The sequence below is a fragment of the Segatella salivae DSM 15606 genome (assembly GCF_000185845.1).
Lineage (GTDB): Bacteria > Bacteroidota > Bacteroidia > Bacteroidales > Bacteroidaceae > Prevotella > Prevotella salivae.
On record NZ_GL629648.1, the window covers coordinates 21322 to 37252 of the forward strand.

A 15931-nucleotide genomic window follows, 5' to 3' on the forward strand; every position below is an offset into this window, starting at 1 on the left:
TTTCATCGTTAAATAAGAGTTTAGTTATTGTGCAAACTCCCCCTTTCCGTCTTTTATTTCCTTATTCGTTTAGCGCTCAAAGTGCTTTTTTGCAAACTCCATGTCTTGCACTACTTCAACCGTTCCGACATAGTTCCCGTCGCTATCACGCACAGCCATGTAGTTGACTAACGTCGCATGACCATTCTTTTCTAACCACATTGGGACCTGATCTCGCCGTCCTGAGCGCAAATCTTCAATGATACTACGCACCATTGGCTCAATCTTTGGCGGGTGACAAGTAAAGACTTCGCGATCAATGGCCATGGAAGGACGCTTGAAAACCTTTGGACCTTCGTTGAAATATCTATTGATATTATCTGCATCTACAAAGGTAATTTCAAGTGGAAGCGTGTTAAGCATTGCGGTTAATTGGGCTAATGTGAGGTGACCTCCAGGCATAACAATCTCTCCTTCGTGTGACTTTGTCTCGGGTTTTGCCTCTGCTTCTGCCCAAATCTTAGGCACTACATCGAAGCAAACGGCGTAATCCTTGCTGTCACGATAGAGGTGTTGCCACTCGTCTTGCGTGAAATTGGCTGCACAAATCGGTAGAAGAATGTTGTTTTCTTTATAGATCATCTCCTTCATTCGCGTCAACACAGCCGACACTCTGCCCCACCATGGCTCGTCACGACTTTCACTTCGCGTCAGGATTCCAAGCTCGTTACGTATCTCATCGTCTATAGTCCACATGACTTTTGACGGCCCATTGATGTCATATTTGACGTTAAGATGCGGATAAATCAAGTCGCCTTTCTTTGCATAATGAATCGAAACCTCGTGTATTTTTGCAAGTAATTGGTCGATGTTTCCACGTGATTTTACAACGTCAAATGCCTGATTTAACAAAGTTTCTAAAGCCTCGTTTTCGCGCAAGAAGGTTTGAATGGGGTGACCATCAACATGAGAAAGGTCGGCCGCGCGTTGCGTATAGGCTTCTGCCATGGCGTGAATGGCTTCATGACGGCTAACAGATTCGGCCACCGCTTGCTCTGCATTGGCAATTCGTTCCTCACGCGTTGCCCCATGAAAGAGTGCAGAGTGGATGTCACAAAGCTGCTGAACTTCGCGCAAAGGCGTTCCTTCGGCGAGCAGTTCTTGCTCAGCTTGCATAATCTCTGAAGCCTCTACGTCTCCAAATTCCTTTGTAAAGTCTGCACGAACTGCATCAAGACTCTCCCCTTTTCCCAATCGTTTGAGGTAACCTTTCAACTGTTCTGTGCGCGTGTTTCCCGTTACTGGGCGCAATGATTCCACATTAATAGTGGGCTGATTTGGCTCTTCTACCTCAAAGCCATGCCGCTTTAAAGTAGATAAAAGCGTATTCATGTCGATGCCATGCATGCCTGCTCCCTTTGGGATTGTAATGAGTTTACCGACTGAATTCCTTATAAACTTCTTCTTAATATCATTTAATCCCAAGCTCGCGAGCACCTCAATAAGCTCTGGATACTGCGTTGTTAGTTCATAAACTGAACGTTTTAGATCTATCTTTTTACTCATGTGATCTCGTGTTTCCTATCATTAGTGCTGGCACATCATGCCTAAATTGACCGTAAATCCACCGTCGTCAGTGTCCATAAACTTACCCCTGTCGTCGAGAAAGTTAACAAGTTGGCGTGCATCTAAGCCCTCTTCAGAGCATGTATAGAAGCGTTCTTCAGCGCCAAAGCGTTCAATAATTGCGTCGATGAGTGCCTGTTTGTTAGCATAACTATTTCCTTCCATCATGTGAAGTACTTCATGTCCGTGTGTCATATCTATTGCGTTTTAATTTATTTTGTGTTTACAAAGATAAAGAAGTGAAGGCCGTTATAAGAGTAACAAATGTTACAAATGAGATAGTTTTTATCTTCTTTTAACGTTAAATTACAGAAATCATGCAAAAGAATGCCTAAATTCGTATCATGTTTCAAATTAAATCATCGATCATGAACATTAAAATGCTCTTTACTTTTCCATTGACTTTGGCTGCCACTTGTGCCACTGCACAGACCTTTCACTATCCAAAGGCGCCGCAAAATAATACCATTGATACCTATTTCGGCACTCAGATTGCAGACCCATATCGGCCACTTGAGGACGACAATAGCATCGAAACACAACGTTGGGTCACGGCAGAAAACGAGCTAACTCGCCACTATTTAGACCGCCTTCCCATGCGACCTAAGCTCTTAAAGAGGCTCAAAGAGGTGGCTAACTACGAAAAGATTGGCACGCCATTCAAGCGTAACAACACTTGGTATGTATACAAAAATAATGGTCTTCAGAATCAAAGTGTGCTCTATAAGATGGATAAACTCGGTGGAACGCTTTACGAAGTACTCGATCCTAACAAGCTAAGCACCGACGGAACTGTGGCATTAAAGGGGATAAGTTTCTCGCATAATGGCCGCTATTTGGCTTATGTCATTGCACGAAATGGAAGTGATTGGCAGGAGATTTATGTCAAAGACCTAACCACAGGCAAGGACTTGGCCGACCATATTGAATGGGCTAAGTTTGGAAATGCAGCCTGGTGTGGAGATGGTTTCTATTATAGTGCCTATGATGCACCATCAAATCACGCCTTCACCAGCAAGAATGAAGTGCATAAAATATACTATCATCACCTTGGAACGGCACAGAAAGAAGACCGCCTTTTCTATCAAAACCCAGCCTATCCGCTTCGCTTTTACGCCGTAACGGTAAACAAAGAGGAAACCATTATGTATCTAACGGAATCGGGAGAAGGTAGTGGTAACAATCTCTATGTACGCGATTTGCGTAACAAAGACAGCCAGTTTATCCAGATGACTAACAACATGAATTGTCAATATGAGCCTGTAGAGACCATAGGAAATGACATATATATCTTCACAAACTCAGGCGCTCCAAAGAACCGTTTGATGTTAGCAAACCTCGCCAAACCAGGCATAAAGGATTGGAAAGTGCTTGTTCCCGAGTCACAAAATGTATTGAATGACGTTACCTTTACACATGGAAAGATGGTGTTAAACTATAGTAAAGACGCCAGCTCTCATTGTTATCTTTACTCGCTTGATGGCCGAAACGAGGGTGAGATTAAGCTGCCATCATTAGGTAATGCAAGCTTTTCGGGCGATAGAAATGACGTTGAATGTTTTTACTCTTTCAGTTCTTTTACAACACCAGGAACAGTATATCAGTTTGACACTAACACGAAAACATCTTGCATTTACAGCCAACCTAAGTCAACATTCAAGCAGAATCAGTTTATCACTAAACAAGTGTTCTATACGAGTAAAGACGGTACTCGCGTGCCAATGTTCCTCACTTATCGCCGCGATTTGAAGCTAAACGGAAAGAATCCTGTATACCTTTATGGGTATGGAGGGTTTAATATTGCACTGCAACCTTACTTCTCTTCCATGAGGATTCCATTCTTAGAACAAGGTGGAATCTATGTACAAGCAAACTTAAGAGGCGGTAGTGAGTACGGAGAAGCATGGCATCAAGCTGGTACTAAGATGCAAAAACAGAACGTGTTTGACGACTTTATAGCGGCTGCCGAGTGGCTAATTGCAAACAAATATACGGATAAACATCACCTCGCTATAGTCGGAGGAAGCAATGGAGGCTTATTAGTTGGCGCATGTTTAACGCAGCGTCCCGACCTGTTTCAAGTCTGCATACCTCAAGTTGGGGTGTTAGATATGTTGCGATATCATAGGTTTACCATAGGTTGGAACTGGGCTCCTGACTATGGAACCTCGGCAGATAGCAAGGCAATGTTTGACTACTTGCGAGGCTATTCGCCTTTACATAACTTAAAGAAAGGCGTTAGTTATCCCGCAACGCTCATCACAACAGCCGACCACGACGACCGAGTTGTTCCCGCACATAGCTTCAAGTTTGCTGCAACTTTACAGGCTTGCCAAGGCGGAAAGGCTCCCGTGTTGATTCGCATCGACTCAAAAGCCGGCCACGGCGCAGGCAAACCACTGAGCAAACAGATTGAAGAACAGGCCGACATCTATAGCTTTATCCTCGCAAACATGGGCAAATAAGAGGGTAAAACGCCTGAAACAGACGCATAAAATCTACTATAAATTAATCCCTATGGAGGCATATCATCTGCCAACCATAGGGATTTTTCTTATCCAATCCTAAGCCCCTGAATCAACAAACGAACTGATTAATAACATGCTGGCAATCAGATGATTATACCTTTTCAATGAAAAGGAAAGATGATTTGAGTCAAATGAGCCTTCAATTTGCGTCACTTTATTGCGTGATTTGAGCCATTTTACCGCGTAATCTGCATCATTTCATCGCATGAAATGCACCAAATTGCACGACAAACAGGCACGCTGCATGCCTGGCTTTGAAGCCTTAGATTTCACCATTTCATTAATTTTTGTTACTTTTGCAGGCGAAACAGAAACATATTTCACATGAAAATACTTTTTAGATTCAGTTTAATGGCCTTGCTATGCATGGCTCTTAGCGCATGTTTTAAGGACGAAGCACCCAACGCCGAGTGCGATATTGAGGCGGCATTTGTTAGTGTCGACCATGCAACAGACGTGTTTAACAACCTCTCCGACACCTTAGTTGCGGTGCCTTCTACGTCTACCGACATCGTTTTTGCCGTCAAACGCAAAAGTCAGCGCACGCAGTTTGCACCACAATTCAAGCTCACTCCGGGGGCAACCATTGTTCCGGCAAATGGTTCAGTGCACGACTTCAGCAATCAACCCGTTGTTTATACGGTCACGTCTGAAGACAAAAGTTATCATCGCATCTATCGGGTGAGCTTTAAAAAAAGACACCGTTATGGTCGGCGATACCGTCAAATTTGACTTTGAAAACGTTGTAAAAGACAACCTCCCAGACCTTCCCCAATTCTATAAATGGCAGGAAAAAGGTCCTGATGGCATGTTAGATGTGTGGGGATCAGGCAATGCCGGTTTCTCACTTTCAGCCTGGGATAAACCCGCAGAGGCTGATCCTACCATCCCAATTCAAGGATTTGAGGGCAAGGGAGTACAGCTAACAACGCGCAGTACGGGTGATTTGGGCAAGATGATGAACATGCCTATCGCTGCAGGTAACCTCTTTTATGGAAGTTTCGACTTGCAAAGTGCACTCACAAATGCCTTAAAAGCCACGAAGTTTGGACAGCCATTTAATCGCAAACCCATTAAGTTCACAGGATATTATAAGTATCGTCCCGAGACAAAGGTAACCGATAAATATCTCAATGTGTTGCCCAACGTGAAGGATAGTGCGGCAGTTTATGCCGTGTTCTACCGCAATCACGATGTCAACGGGCAAAAGATTGTGCTCGATGGCAGCACAATCAAGACGAGCAAAGCTATCATTGCACGCGCCGATATGGAATTTGTGAAACCACAAAACGATTGGACCCCGTTTGAATTGACCTTCACTTTTGTGAGTGAACCCGATTTAGATGTGATGGAACAAAACGGATATAGTCTTGCACTTGTCTTCTCTTCGAGTAAGCAAGGCGATGCGTTTATTGGAGCGATAGGCTCAACCTTGTGTATTGATAAAGTAAGAATCATTTGTGAAAAAGAACAGAAATAAAGATGAAAAAACTCATTATAGCCCTTTTCATGTTACTCTCCATGTCGTCGGTAAAGGCAGAAGGTCTCGCCGGTGATAGCCTTTCGGTCACTCTTCGCTTTGGATATCATCTCGGAGGAACGTCACCTGTCGGCCTGCCAAGCAGCATTCGGAGCATGAACAACTATACCTTGATGCCAAATTTCCAATGGGGTGGTGACATCGAACGCCGTCTTTCACCGCTCATGGGCATAGCCGTGGGGTTGCGGTTTGAAAATAAAGGCATGCAGGTTGATGCGAGAGTAAAGAATTATCACATAGCCATTGTCCAGGGAAGTCAGCACCTTGAAGGGCAGTTTACAGGCGATGTGCGCACAAAAGTAAACGAATGGATGTTTACTTTGCCTGTAATGGCGGCGTTTCATGTAAGTGATTGCGTCAGATTAAGAGCCGGAATGTATGGTTCTTGGGTTGTATCAAGGCAATTTAAAGGCTTTGCACACGATGGATATCTACGCATAGGAGACCCTACCGGACCAAAGATTAACGTAGGAAATAAGGCTGGTGAGCGCGGAGACTATGACTTTAGTCACGATATGCGGCGTCTACAAGCGGGATTGGTTGCAGGCTGTGACTGGATGATTTATCGCAAATGGGGAGGTTATCTCGACCTAAACTGGGGCTTGACCGGCATTCATCGCCGTGGGTTTAAGACCATAGAACAGCGTCTCTACCCTATTTTTGGCACGATAGGCGTGGCTTATCAGTTATAGAAATGATAAAAACGGCAGACCCATGCAGTGCAAAGTGAGCACACAAATGAGGTCTGCCGTTTTTAGTTTTCTTTCCTTTTATCTAATATATAGACTTTCGTTATCTCTTCTTTTCCTTTTGATTGCCGTCTGTTACGAGGATTTCGCAAAGCTTCTTTTGTAGTACTCGCGCGTCGAGTACAGACATATCATGATCCATTATGGCAAAAGCCAGCAGATGACCATTGGCACCTTGGCAATAGCCTGCTAACGAACTGATGCCATAAGGATGTGAAAGTGTACCGGTCTTTGCACGCACTTTACCACGTAAAATGGGGCTCGCCATCTCACGACGCAAGGTTCCATCCACGCCCGAAACAGAGAGATTGTTATACAAAAGGCGGTAAATGGCCTTATCTCTATAGCCATAATGCAAGATGGTTGTAAGCGTTTGGGGCGCGATTTGATTGTGTGTACAGAGTCCACAGCCATCATGTATCACGAGAGATGAGTCGCGTAGTTTAAGTTCTTGACGCATAAAGCGACGCAAATAGGCCATACCTGCCTTGACAGGAGCTTCATGTGGGTTTGCCTTATGCCCAATAGTATAGAGTAAAGCGGTAGCCTGCGTGTTGGAACTATTCTTCCACATGCGCCTAATTACACGGTCTATAGAACGATAAAAGCGGAAGATGCAATGAGAACCACGTGGAGTTTGTCCGATGACAAACTGCTTTTCATCTATCGAAATGCCAGCCGTTTGCAAGGCTTGGCGTAGTGCTTTCGTCACCTTTTCAGCCCCTTTATAGAGTATTCCGTATTGAGAGAACGACAAATCCCATGGATACCAGTGGGTTTCGCTTTGCACTGCATCAGTAAAAGCAAGGTCAACAACAAAGCGACCCTCAAGCTTCCGTATGCCCTTTCGACGCAAAGCCTTGGCAAACATGACTAATCCCGTTGGGTCAAGATGGGGATCAAAGCCCGCCTTAAAACTGATATCGCCTTTAAAAGTGCCATCACTGACAGCACCTTTTGTATAGAGTGACGTGGCATAAAGGTATTTTGTACCCAATAAATGCAAGCCAGCAACACCACTCAACAGCTTTAAACACGAGGCAGAAGGCTGCACTTGATGAGCCTGAAAGCCATAAACGGGCTTGTCAGCAGTAAGGTCATAGACATCAAAACCAAAGGCTCCACGTGGTCGTGGCTTATGCGCGAAGTCATCAAGTCGGGCTTTTAATTGAGCATCGACAGTGACTTTAGCCGTTTGTTGCTGTGGCGTTATCTGCTTATTTTCCTCAGATTTATTGCCACAACCATAGAGAACAGCAGCCGAAAAGCCTATTGTCAGCGTATATGTAAATATAGATTTGAACTTCATCCGATTCATTTTATTGCCTTGCAAAGGTAATTAAAAATTGAAAAATGAATCCGTCTACAATGTGAATAAGCCTAAAAAACAAGATAACAAAAAACAAAATAGAAGCTGATTAGAAAGAACTTAGAAAACAAGATAATAGCATGAAGCGCATGTTTTTTAAGAAAAAACAACTAACTTTGCATCCATATTCAATGCAATAAAATGGAAGATAAGATTGTATTACAAGACAATGCGGAGATAATTAACCGCAAGTTAGGACTCCTTTTGGATACAGGTTGTTTGTTAATGGAGTGTTCTGCCGACACAACTCGCATCATGCGAACGCTTAAAAGAACTATAGTTTACTTGGGTTTACGGGATGAAAACCTCCATCTTTGCGTCAATTATGATATCCTTATGGTTAATTATAACGACGATATCCATTCATTTACGAAGTTCAAACACTGCAAACGACACATCATTGACATGGCAGTTATCTCCGAACTTAGCCATCTTTCATGGGATAGTATCGAACAAAACATGCCGTTAGATGTTTATGATGAGAAACTAACGGAACTCGGAAAGAAACGCAATCGCTATACACCTTGGCAGGTAGCTATAGGGAGTGGCTTCGCCTGTGGTGGCTTTTGTATTCAGTTTGGATGTGATTGGACGGCGTTCTTCTATGCATCTCTTGCCGCAATTCTTGGCTTCCGACTTAAAATGTACATGGGTTCTAAGGGCATGAATGTATATGCTGGCATCGGAATCTCAGCCTTTGTATCGACTATGTTGGCGTGGCTTCTCACCTTCATTTCAGTTGGTCCATACGCCGATTACTTTCCAACCTTCATGCATACTGCCACACCTTGGCATCCGTTTTTAGCCTGTGCACTTTACATAGTGCCTGGAGTTCCACTGATAAACTTTGTGAGTGACGCGTTAGATGGCCACATTCAGACTGGGATTATACGCGCTTTGAATACGCTTTTGATGGTAGGCGCGATGTCTTTCGGCATTGCTTGTGCCATAAAGATATGCGGAATAAGCAACTTTGTGACTACACTCTCGATGATACCCCACCATAATTATTTCGAATTTGCAGTCGCTGCAGCCATTTCAGCAATGGGTTTCTCAATGATATACAACACACCTAAACGCCTACTTCCAGCCATAGCAGTGGGTGGAATCATTGCCGTTTGCTTCAGAAACTTTGTGAATCTCGGACCAAGTAACCACAATATAGGTCTTGACCAGGGGCTTATCATCGGTTCATTAGCAGGCTCTACGCTTGTAAGTTTAATCATTACACGCGCTCAACACTGGTTCCACACTCCGCAACAATGCCTATCTATACCGAGCGTTATACCCATGGTGCCCGGTGTTTTGATGTATCGTGCCCTCTTCGCTTTTATCGAAATGAGCGGCGTAGTGGGTGAAGTTACGGTGGCAATGAATAATCTTATCAAGGCCTCTTTAGTCATTTTCGGAATCGCTTTGGGTGTAACCCTGCCGCATATCTTCGTGAGAGGACTGCTCGATTCAAAGCAAAAGAAAAGACTCTTCAATGCACTTGCCGAGCGCGATCGACACATGTTGGAGCAAAGAGCATAAAAGAAGCCAACACGGGGAACATCTATACATAAGACGAAATAATATCAAGGGCGCTGCACATTGCTTCATTTCTCTTTGCAAAATGACTGAGTTTACTTCGTAAAGTGACTGAGTTTACTCGGTAAAATGGCTCAAATCACAGGGTGAAATGACTGAGATTGTAAAACCATAAAAATGGGATTAAAACATGGGGAGCAAAGAATGTGACCCTATCCTAAATGAGAATACAATCTTAGATGCAACAAACTGCAACGAAAATCATAAGATAAGACGATAAATTTACAACGCCTTGTTGATATAATTCCCTTGTGAAACACAGATGTATCCTTGCATATTTTCTCGAAATATCTTATATTTGCAGTCATAATGAAAGACTTTGCAGCGATTGATTTCGAAACAGCGAACGGCAAAAGAACCAGTGTTTGCTCTGTGGGTGTAGTGATTGTGCGAAACGGAATGATTGTAGACCGGTTCTATTCTCTTATCCATCCCGAGCCCGATTATTACACTTATTGGAATACAAAGATGCATGGCTTGACACAAGCCGACACAAACAACGCCCCCATTTTCCCTGAAGTGTGGCGCAAAATCATGCCCCTCATCGATCAACTCCCCTTAGTTGCTCACAACAAAGCCTTTGATGAAAGTTGTTTAAAGGCTGTTTTCAAGTGCTATCAGATGACATATCCCGACTATATCTTCCATTGCACACTGCTCAAATCGCGTAGCGTTTGGCCGCAAGGACGCCACAACCTCGGCATCATTGCAGCCCGTTGTGGTTATAATTTGACTCAACATCATCATGCACTTGCCGATGCTGAAGCCTGCGCGGCTATCGCATTGCAGATATTATAAGCCGTTTTCTTGCAGTGTTGAGCGTTTAGTTCTTTGCCAAATGTGGCATAAATAGACTATGGAGCACATGGAATTCGCCTCGCTTTTGAACGCTGTTTCTAAACAAACAGAACTCATTTTCAACATAAAATAAGGTAAAAATATGATTAAGATGTATGTAATGAAGACCTGTCCTTATTGCGCTCACGTGATGAAACAGGTTGTTGGGAATCCTCATTTCAAAGTGATTGATATCGGAGAAGATGTGCATGACATGAAAGAATTTCTCAAACTGCGCGATAACAACCCAGCCTTTGACGAAGAAAAAGCCACGGGTGACGTTTGTATTCCATGCTATGTGCGCGAAGATGGCAGTGTAACGCTCTCGTCAAAAGACGTGGGGTTGGAGCCATTGGCATAAAGAACAGCAAGTATGAAAAGTAGATTTTAAGTATCAACAATTAAAGATGGGAAGGCAAAGTCATGCTTTTCATCATGAAGCATCATAAGATATGGAATATAAACTAATAGCCCTTGACCTCGATGGAACGTTAACCAACAGCGAGAAACGAATCACCCCACGTACCAAAGCGGCTTTAATGGAGGCCCAAAAGCGTGGAGTTAGACTCATATTAGCGTCTGGTAGGCCAACGTTTGGCATCATGCCATTGGCCGAAGAGCTTGAGTTGGCACGATATGGTGGGTTTATTCTGGCCTTCAATGGAGGTAAAATTGTAGACTGCAAGACGGGAAAAACCGTATTTGAAAAGACACTCGACCCCGCGCTTGTACCCACTTTATACCACGAAGCCATGCAAGCCGGCATGCAAATCCTAACGTATAAGGGAGAAGGTATCATCGCAACGAGCGATAAAGACCCTTATGTGATGGAGGAAGCGCACATCAATCAGATGCCTGTTTTGCAGGCAAATGCCTTCTTAAATGACATTGTTTATCCCATCAATAAATGCTTGATTGTTGGCTCACCTGCCCCACTCCACGACTTGGAATTAAAGCTTTCGCAACGTCTAAAGCATGAAATGGAACTCTATCGCTCTGCAGATTATTTTCTCGAATGTGTGCCTTTAGGCATCGATAAGGCTGAATCTATCGGCAAACTCATCGACATTTTGGGCATCAAACGCCAAGAGATTATCGCCTGTGGTGACGGATATAACGATGTGAGTATGCTGAAATTTGCAGGTTTAGGCGTAGCAATGGCCAATGCATCTGAGGATATTCGTCAGCTGGCTGATGTCGTTACACTCTCTAACGACAATGATGGTGTGGGGCAGATTGTAGAAGATTATGTATTGAGTCCCTTGTCCTAACCTCATAGAGCGCCTGATTAAAAGCGCCTAAAAATAATTAATCAACACAAGATATAAGGTAAAGTATGAGGTAATTGCATAGGAAATATAGCCCAATGCCCAGCATATAACGGCCTGTCTTGTGCTTTTTCAACGCTTAAGAAGGGTCATTTTCTCCCCCTTCGAGCGTGCAAGAATGGGTTGGACTCAAGCTATCGACAATGCATTCCATAAACCGCGAGAGGGCAATGGGCCGCCGTTGGCCACGATAATCAATGCGCGAACTACTCTGCATAACCATTAACCGCTTCTTGGCTCGCGTCATTGCAACATAGAGTTTGCGTGCATCCTCAGCCACTTGTGAGGGATTTTCACGGCTGTAATAATTCGGATAACGACCTTCAATCACGTCAAAGATGATGACATTATCAAACTCTAAACCCTTCGCTTTGTGTACCGTTGTCACGAAAATCTTATCATCTATCGTAGCACTTCCACAGAGATCTGCCTCTTTTAACGTGTTTAATTCAAGAATATGTCGCCCAATCTGCAACGCCAAGGCTGGCGGTTCATCACGCTGTAACAGGTCGGAAGCCACATAACGGAAGATATATTCCACCATTGGTAAAGGCTCGATGAGATGCTCTTCTACCCAAATGGAATAGAGATAACGCATTTCTTCCACGAGAAGATCTTTGTTATCATCGTTTGTCCAAAGGCAATCGGCGGTGTGATAAAAATGAGAAAGATAGTTGTTTCGTAGTGTTACAACACGTTCTTGCACACGTTTATGGGTGATAAATGATTGCTGTTCGGCCACCATTTCACGTGCGTGATCATAACAAAAGATAGTAAGAGCGCGCGTTGCATTAACATCTGCATCGGCCAAATGACTGTTTTCACCTTCCAAATGCAAGACTTCTAACAAATATTTGAGCTTATATTGGCGTAGTCCTGGACGTAAAAGACGAATCAAAAGCAAACTATCCAAATAGTTGTTTAAGTTTTCAGGCAACGGACATTCAGGCAATTCGCGCAGCAAGTTGTTGGTAAGAATGTGGATATCGAAGTCGGCATTATGCCCCAAAAGCACTGTACCCTGGGCATAATCTACAAAGCGTTGCAAGGCATCTTGACGTGAGATGAGCTGATGATGTCGGCGTTCTTCGATGATGGGATTAACGATATCGCCAAGCATTTCGGGGATTTCCTTGTCGCTTTCTAAATAGATTGACATCGCAGAACCAAGCACAACAGCTCCATTTTTGAGTTGAACGGCAGCAATTTGCAATATGTCATCACTAAACACATCAAGTCCCGTTGTCTCAGTATCAAAGATAGTTATCACCTCGTTTTCATAGGCATTAACAAACCGACTGATGTAAGTTTGGCCATCATCACGCAGGAAATCACTCGGAAGGAGTGCCCGATCACTGCATGCTCGCACAAATCTTCGCGCGGCATTTGACGTACGAAACACCTGCATTCCCTCTAAAATACGCGCCCAAGCGATGAAGTTGTGCGGATTATTCATAATGGTGAGATGAGCAAAAAGCAACTTAATTTGGGGCGAAGAGAATAGATCCTCGCCAGAAACCTTAAAGTGTGGTGCCTTCAACTGCTTCAAACCATCGCTTACTCCGTCAGCATCACGATTAGAATTCACAATGATTGCCGTTGTGTCTTCAGGGAAATCATGCAACATTCTGACTGCTTGTTGGGCTGCATCAAGGTATTCTGTTTCGATGGTATCCGACTGAAACCATTGCAATTCGTTGCCCATTGTGGTGGGTTGAAACGAAGTTGATGGAAGCAAGTCAGGCGAAATGCCCATTTGTTTGACGGCATACGTATTGAAAATATCAAGTAAATATTTCGGTGAACGATGGTTTTTGCTTAATGAATGAATGTTTCCAGCGCAACGATTACGCAGAAAATCGAGGGTAGAACACTTCGCTCCCATAAATGAAAAGATGCTCTGCTGGGGGTCACCCAAGTAGATTACACAAGGAGTTTGTCCCTCTTCACGTGCTGTCATCGCATCAATGAGTGCGAGTTGTAAGGGATTCAGGTCTTGCACTTCATCTACTTGAATCCACGAAAAGCGTGGTAACTGTTCACGATGTTCATAGGATAACAACAAAATGTCTTCGAAATCCATCAGTCGGTTGTCGTCTTTATAACGCTCATATTGGTGGGCCAACTGCATCTTTCGTAACAAACGATAGATGAGTTGTTGTGCATCGAGCCCGCTACAAACGTCACGATAGGTGTCAATGTGTTTGTAGATATCAACCATCATGGCTGCATCGAAGGGTTTATGTTGTGATAAACATATCTTTTTCAGGGCGAGAATATCGTCAGAAGAGAGGCAAGAAGGATGTAAACGCAAGTCGCGTGGATGATTGTTCTCTATCTGGAACATCAGATGAGAGAGTTGCATGGCCTCCATATATAGGCCGCGTTGCCGATAGTTTGCCCCAACTTGTGACTCGTCTTCACCTGAAAAATTACATAAAATGCTTAAAATATCATCATCATCAATAATAGATGTGGATGCGGCAACAATGCCGGCATCAAACAAGAAGCGTGAACAGAAACGGTGAACATTACCGACAAAGAGTTCATCGGCAGGCACTTCAAGTCGCATTGCAATACGTTCTTGCATGCCACGTGCAGCACGATTGGTGAACGTTAGGCAGAGCATGTTGGAAAAAGACACACCCATGGCATAGGCTTTTGCCACCCGTTCGGCCAAAATCTGTGTCTTTCCGCAACCAGGAGAGGCTAATACAAGGTGATAACCACGTTGTAAATTAATCACCAAAGCTTGTGATTCGTCAGGAATAAAGGTGTTGTTCATGCTTGCAAATATAATGATTAAGATGATAAATGGGTAGAAGATGTGAAATAAAGAGGAAGGTAAAAGGCTATGATTTTATAGATGTGATTTACAAAAGAGTGGGATGTCGCGTTATGTAGAGAATTAAACCATGGGTTCGCACACCTATTATTATATAGTGAAGGCAAAGAGGGCGAGACACAATGAAGTCTCCCCTACCCTGCTCTTTGATTCGTTTGAGACGCCAAGACTATTGAAATCAGCTAATGAAATCAAAGCTTAAAATCTCAAAATCAGGTCTCTGATCTCCTGCTTATGCGTTTCAAAATATTCTTTGATGATAGCACTCAGAAGATATTTGAATGGAGTTTTCACCGGAAGAGAAGTCTTTAATTTATCTAATACCTGCTTCATGTCTTCGGATAACACCACAGTTGCCATATCAATCTCAGATGCTTTATAATCTTGAGCATAGGAAATAATGCGGTCGATTGAACTTTCTTCGCTCGCTGTTTTAGGCTTTGTATCTACAGAAGTGGGCTTTTCAGCCTTTATTTTCTTTGCTTCCGGTTGCTTCGTAACCGTCTTCTTTGTATCTTTTTCTACAGGATTCATATCATTGAGCAGGTCTTTCAACTCGCCCGGCATAGTTGGTTTCTTTGCCATATTGAATAATTTTATCGTTTGATTCTTATACTTAATAATGTTCGTTTATGGGTTTTCGCTGTATAAAAAGTAAACTTTCATACCCCAGAACGCAGCAGATAACGAGAAGATTAAAGCGTTTTAAGCTCCTTAATAATGCGATTGAAGGCGCCCTTTACACTCTCGGCATCTTCTATACTGATAGAAAAGGTGTTGTAACGTGTAAAGTTATAACGCTTGAATATCTTTGGAGTTAAGACGCCGATGCGGTCAAAAAGCCGATCGTATTCAGCCCATAAGTCGCGCTCTTCCTTATATCCGGCACCTTTTTCTATACGATTTGGTACGAAAACAAGACATGCATGAGACTTATATTTGTCGGCCAACTCTTGGAAAACTTTTATAAATGTAGCCGTAGACTTAAGGATAATATTACTGTAATCGAAAGGAACAATAATCATATCAGCCTTGGTCAACAATGGAATAAGACCATCGTCAGTCAATGCTCCGGGGGAATCAATGAGCACATATCCTTCAATTTTCTTCATCTCATCCATGAGTTTATCCGACTTTTCCTTTGAATCAAGGTTGAATTGATAGATATTATACGGCTCTTCTAAAGTCTTATAATCTTCCATTTCGCTTTCATCCTGACGCTGAGAAGACAGAGAGCGCTGATAATCTGCATCAACAACTAAGACGCTTTTACCTTTTCTGGTAAGATAATTGGCAAAAAGTGCGCAGAGAGTTGTCTTCCCTACCCCACCCTTTTGATTGGCAAATACTACTGTTTTATAGTTCGACATTTTCCTTTTTATTTTGAATTACCAAACAATCTCAATCTAAGCTGCAAATCACAAGATTGAAACTGATATATCATCTATCAATAATAAATTGATAAAACTACTTTTGCAAAGATACATAAAAGATTTAATCTAATTATAATTTTAATCATAAAACTACATAATTACCTATA

14 protein-coding genes are annotated in these 15931 nt (G+C 43.0%); 8 read left to right on the forward strand and 6 right to left on the reverse strand.

The window, feature by feature from the left end:
• Positions 1-69: 69 nt before the first annotated feature.
• Positions 70-1545 carry a DUF438 domain-containing protein gene (locus HMPREF9420_RS12480; protein WP_007136097.1) on the reverse strand — a complete coding sequence of 492 codons (1476 nt, stop codon included), beginning with the start codon at positions 1543-1545 and terminating at the stop codon, positions 70-72.
• 21 nt (positions 1546-1566) lie between these two features.
• On the reverse strand, positions 1567-1800 hold the full coding sequence (locus tag HMPREF9420_RS12485; protein WP_007136098.1) for a YecH family metal-binding protein: 234 nt from the start codon (positions 1798-1800) through the stop codon (positions 1567-1569).
• Positions 1801-1973: 173 nt separating this feature from the next.
• On the opposite strand from HMPREF9420_RS12485, the gene HMPREF9420_RS12490 reads away from it, so the two are divergent.
• The 4 genes from HMPREF9420_RS12490 to HMPREF9420_RS12500 all read left to right on the forward strand — a co-directional run bounded on the left by HMPREF9420_RS12490 (position 1974) and on the right by HMPREF9420_RS12500 (position 6365).
• Positions 1974-4070 carry a prolyl oligopeptidase family serine peptidase gene (locus HMPREF9420_RS12490; RefSeq protein ID WP_081457517.1) on the forward strand — a complete coding sequence of 699 codons (2097 nt, stop codon included), beginning with the start codon at positions 1974-1976 and terminating at the stop codon, positions 4068-4070.
• A gap of 387 nt (positions 4071-4457) precedes the next feature.
• Positions 4458-4865: a hypothetical protein gene (locus HMPREF9420_RS14975; RefSeq protein WP_007136100.1), complete on the forward strand. Its 408-nt coding sequence runs from the start codon at positions 4458-4460 to the stop codon at positions 4863-4865.
• The gene (locus HMPREF9420_RS12495; protein ID WP_007136101.1) at positions 4840-5613 is read left to right on the forward strand and encodes a PCMD domain-containing protein; all 774 of its coding nucleotides are present in this window, start codon (positions 4840-4842) and stop codon (positions 5611-5613) included. The genes HMPREF9420_RS14975 and HMPREF9420_RS12495 overlap by 26 nt, the downstream gene beginning before the upstream one ends.
• A gap of 2 nt (positions 5614-5615) precedes the next feature.
• Positions 5616-6365 (forward strand): porin family protein, encoded by a 750-nt coding sequence (locus tag HMPREF9420_RS12500; protein ID WP_007136102.1) that lies wholly within the window; start codon positions 5616-5618, stop codon positions 6363-6365.
• A 100-nt stretch (positions 6366-6465) separates the two neighbouring features.
• Here the strand turns inward: HMPREF9420_RS12500 and HMPREF9420_RS12505 are convergent, their stop codons facing one another.
• Positions 6466-7731, reverse strand: a complete 1266-nt coding sequence (locus HMPREF9420_RS12505; protein WP_044079289.1) for a D-alanyl-D-alanine carboxypeptidase/D-alanyl-D-alanine-endopeptidase — start codon at positions 7729-7731, stop codon at positions 6466-6468.
• Between the two features lie 201 nt (positions 7732-7932).
• Between HMPREF9420_RS12505 and HMPREF9420_RS12510 the strand changes: the two genes are divergently transcribed.
• The 4 genes from HMPREF9420_RS12510 (at position 7933) to HMPREF9420_RS12525 (ending at position 11489) form a co-directional block, all read left to right on the forward strand.
• Entirely contained in the window at positions 7933-9324 is a 1392-nt protein-coding gene (locus tag HMPREF9420_RS12510) for a threonine/serine exporter family protein (protein ID WP_007136104.1), read from the forward strand.
• 366 nt (positions 9325-9690) lie between these two features.
• Positions 9691-10179 (forward strand): 3'-5' exonuclease, encoded by a 489-nt coding sequence (locus HMPREF9420_RS12515; protein ID WP_044079290.1) that lies wholly within the window; start codon positions 9691-9693, stop codon positions 10177-10179.
• Positions 10180-10321: 142 nt separating this feature from the next.
• Positions 10322-10579, forward strand: coding sequence for a hypothetical protein (locus HMPREF9420_RS12520; protein ID WP_007136106.1), 258 nt, complete (start codon positions 10322-10324; stop codon positions 10577-10579).
• Positions 10580-10670: 91 nt separating this feature from the next.
• A complete protein-coding gene (locus tag HMPREF9420_RS12525; protein WP_007136107.1) occupies positions 10671-11489 on the forward strand; it encodes a Cof-type HAD-IIB family hydrolase in 819 nt (272 codons plus the stop codon).
• A 136-nt stretch (positions 11490-11625) separates the two neighbouring features.
• Here HMPREF9420_RS12525 and HMPREF9420_RS12530 read toward each other — a convergent pair whose 3' ends face one another.
• The 3 genes from HMPREF9420_RS12530 to HMPREF9420_RS12540 form a co-directional block, all read right to left on the reverse strand.
• On the reverse strand, positions 11626-14331 hold the full coding sequence (locus HMPREF9420_RS12530; RefSeq protein ID WP_007136108.1) for a 3'-5' exonuclease: 2706 nt from the start codon (positions 14329-14331) through the stop codon (positions 11626-11628).
• 258 nt (positions 14332-14589) lie between these two features.
• Entirely contained in the window at positions 14590-14976 is a 387-nt protein-coding gene (locus HMPREF9420_RS12535; protein WP_007136109.1) for a hypothetical protein, read from the reverse strand.
• A gap of 110 nt (positions 14977-15086) precedes the next feature.
• A complete protein-coding gene (locus tag HMPREF9420_RS12540) occupies positions 15087-15761 on the reverse strand; it encodes a ParA family protein (protein WP_007136110.1) in 675 nt (224 codons plus the stop codon).
• Positions 15762-15931 lie beyond the last annotated feature (170 nt).

What these genes read in the sequence shown, in the direction of transcription:
- HMPREF9420_RS12540 (WP_007136110.1), bottom strand. Translation starts at nt 15,761, where the DNA reads ATGTCGAACTATAAAACAGTAGTATTTGCCAATCAAAAGGGTGGGGTA.
- HMPREF9420_RS14975 (WP_007136100.1), top strand. Translation starts at nt 4,458, where the DNA reads ATGAAAATACTTTTTAGATTCAGTTTAATGGCCTTGCTATGCATGGCT.
- HMPREF9420_RS12535 (WP_007136109.1), bottom strand. Translation starts at nt 14,976, where the DNA reads ATGGCAAAGAAACCAACTATGCCGGGCGAGTTGAAAGACCTGCTCAAT.
- HMPREF9420_RS12505 (WP_044079289.1), bottom strand. Translation starts at nt 7,731, where the DNA reads ATGAAGTTCAAATCTATATTTACATATACGCTGACAATAGGCTTTTCG.
- HMPREF9420_RS12525 (WP_007136107.1), top strand. Translation starts at nt 10,671, where the DNA reads ATGGAATATAAACTAATAGCCCTTGACCTCGATGGAACGTTAACCAAC.
- HMPREF9420_RS12530 (WP_007136108.1), bottom strand. Translation starts at nt 14,331, where the DNA reads ATGAACAACACCTTTATTCCTGACGAATCACAAGCTTTGGTGATTAAT.
- HMPREF9420_RS12515 (WP_044079290.1), top strand. Translation starts at nt 9,691, where the DNA reads ATGAAAGACTTTGCAGCGATTGATTTCGAAACAGCGAACGGCAAAAGA.
- HMPREF9420_RS12510 (WP_007136104.1), top strand. Translation starts at nt 7,933, where the DNA reads ATGGAAGATAAGATTGTATTACAAGACAATGCGGAGATAATTAACCGC.
- HMPREF9420_RS12485 (WP_007136098.1), bottom strand. Translation starts at nt 1,800, where the DNA reads ATGACACACGGACATGAAGTACTTCACATGATGGAAGGAAATAGTTAT.
- HMPREF9420_RS12500 (WP_007136102.1), top strand. Translation starts at nt 5,616, where the DNA reads ATGAAAAAACTCATTATAGCCCTTTTCATGTTACTCTCCATGTCGTCG.
- HMPREF9420_RS12520 (WP_007136106.1), top strand. Translation starts at nt 10,322, where the DNA reads ATGATTAAGATGTATGTAATGAAGACCTGTCCTTATTGCGCTCACGTG.
- HMPREF9420_RS12480 (WP_007136097.1), bottom strand. Translation starts at nt 1,545, where the DNA reads ATGAGTAAAAAGATAGATCTAAAACGTTCAGTTTATGAACTAACAACG.
- HMPREF9420_RS12495 (WP_007136101.1), top strand. Translation starts at nt 4,840, where the DNA reads ATGGTCGGCGATACCGTCAAATTTGACTTTGAAAACGTTGTAAAAGAC.
- HMPREF9420_RS12490 (WP_081457517.1), top strand. Translation starts at nt 1,974, where the DNA reads ATGAACATTAAAATGCTCTTTACTTTTCCATTGACTTTGGCTGCCACT.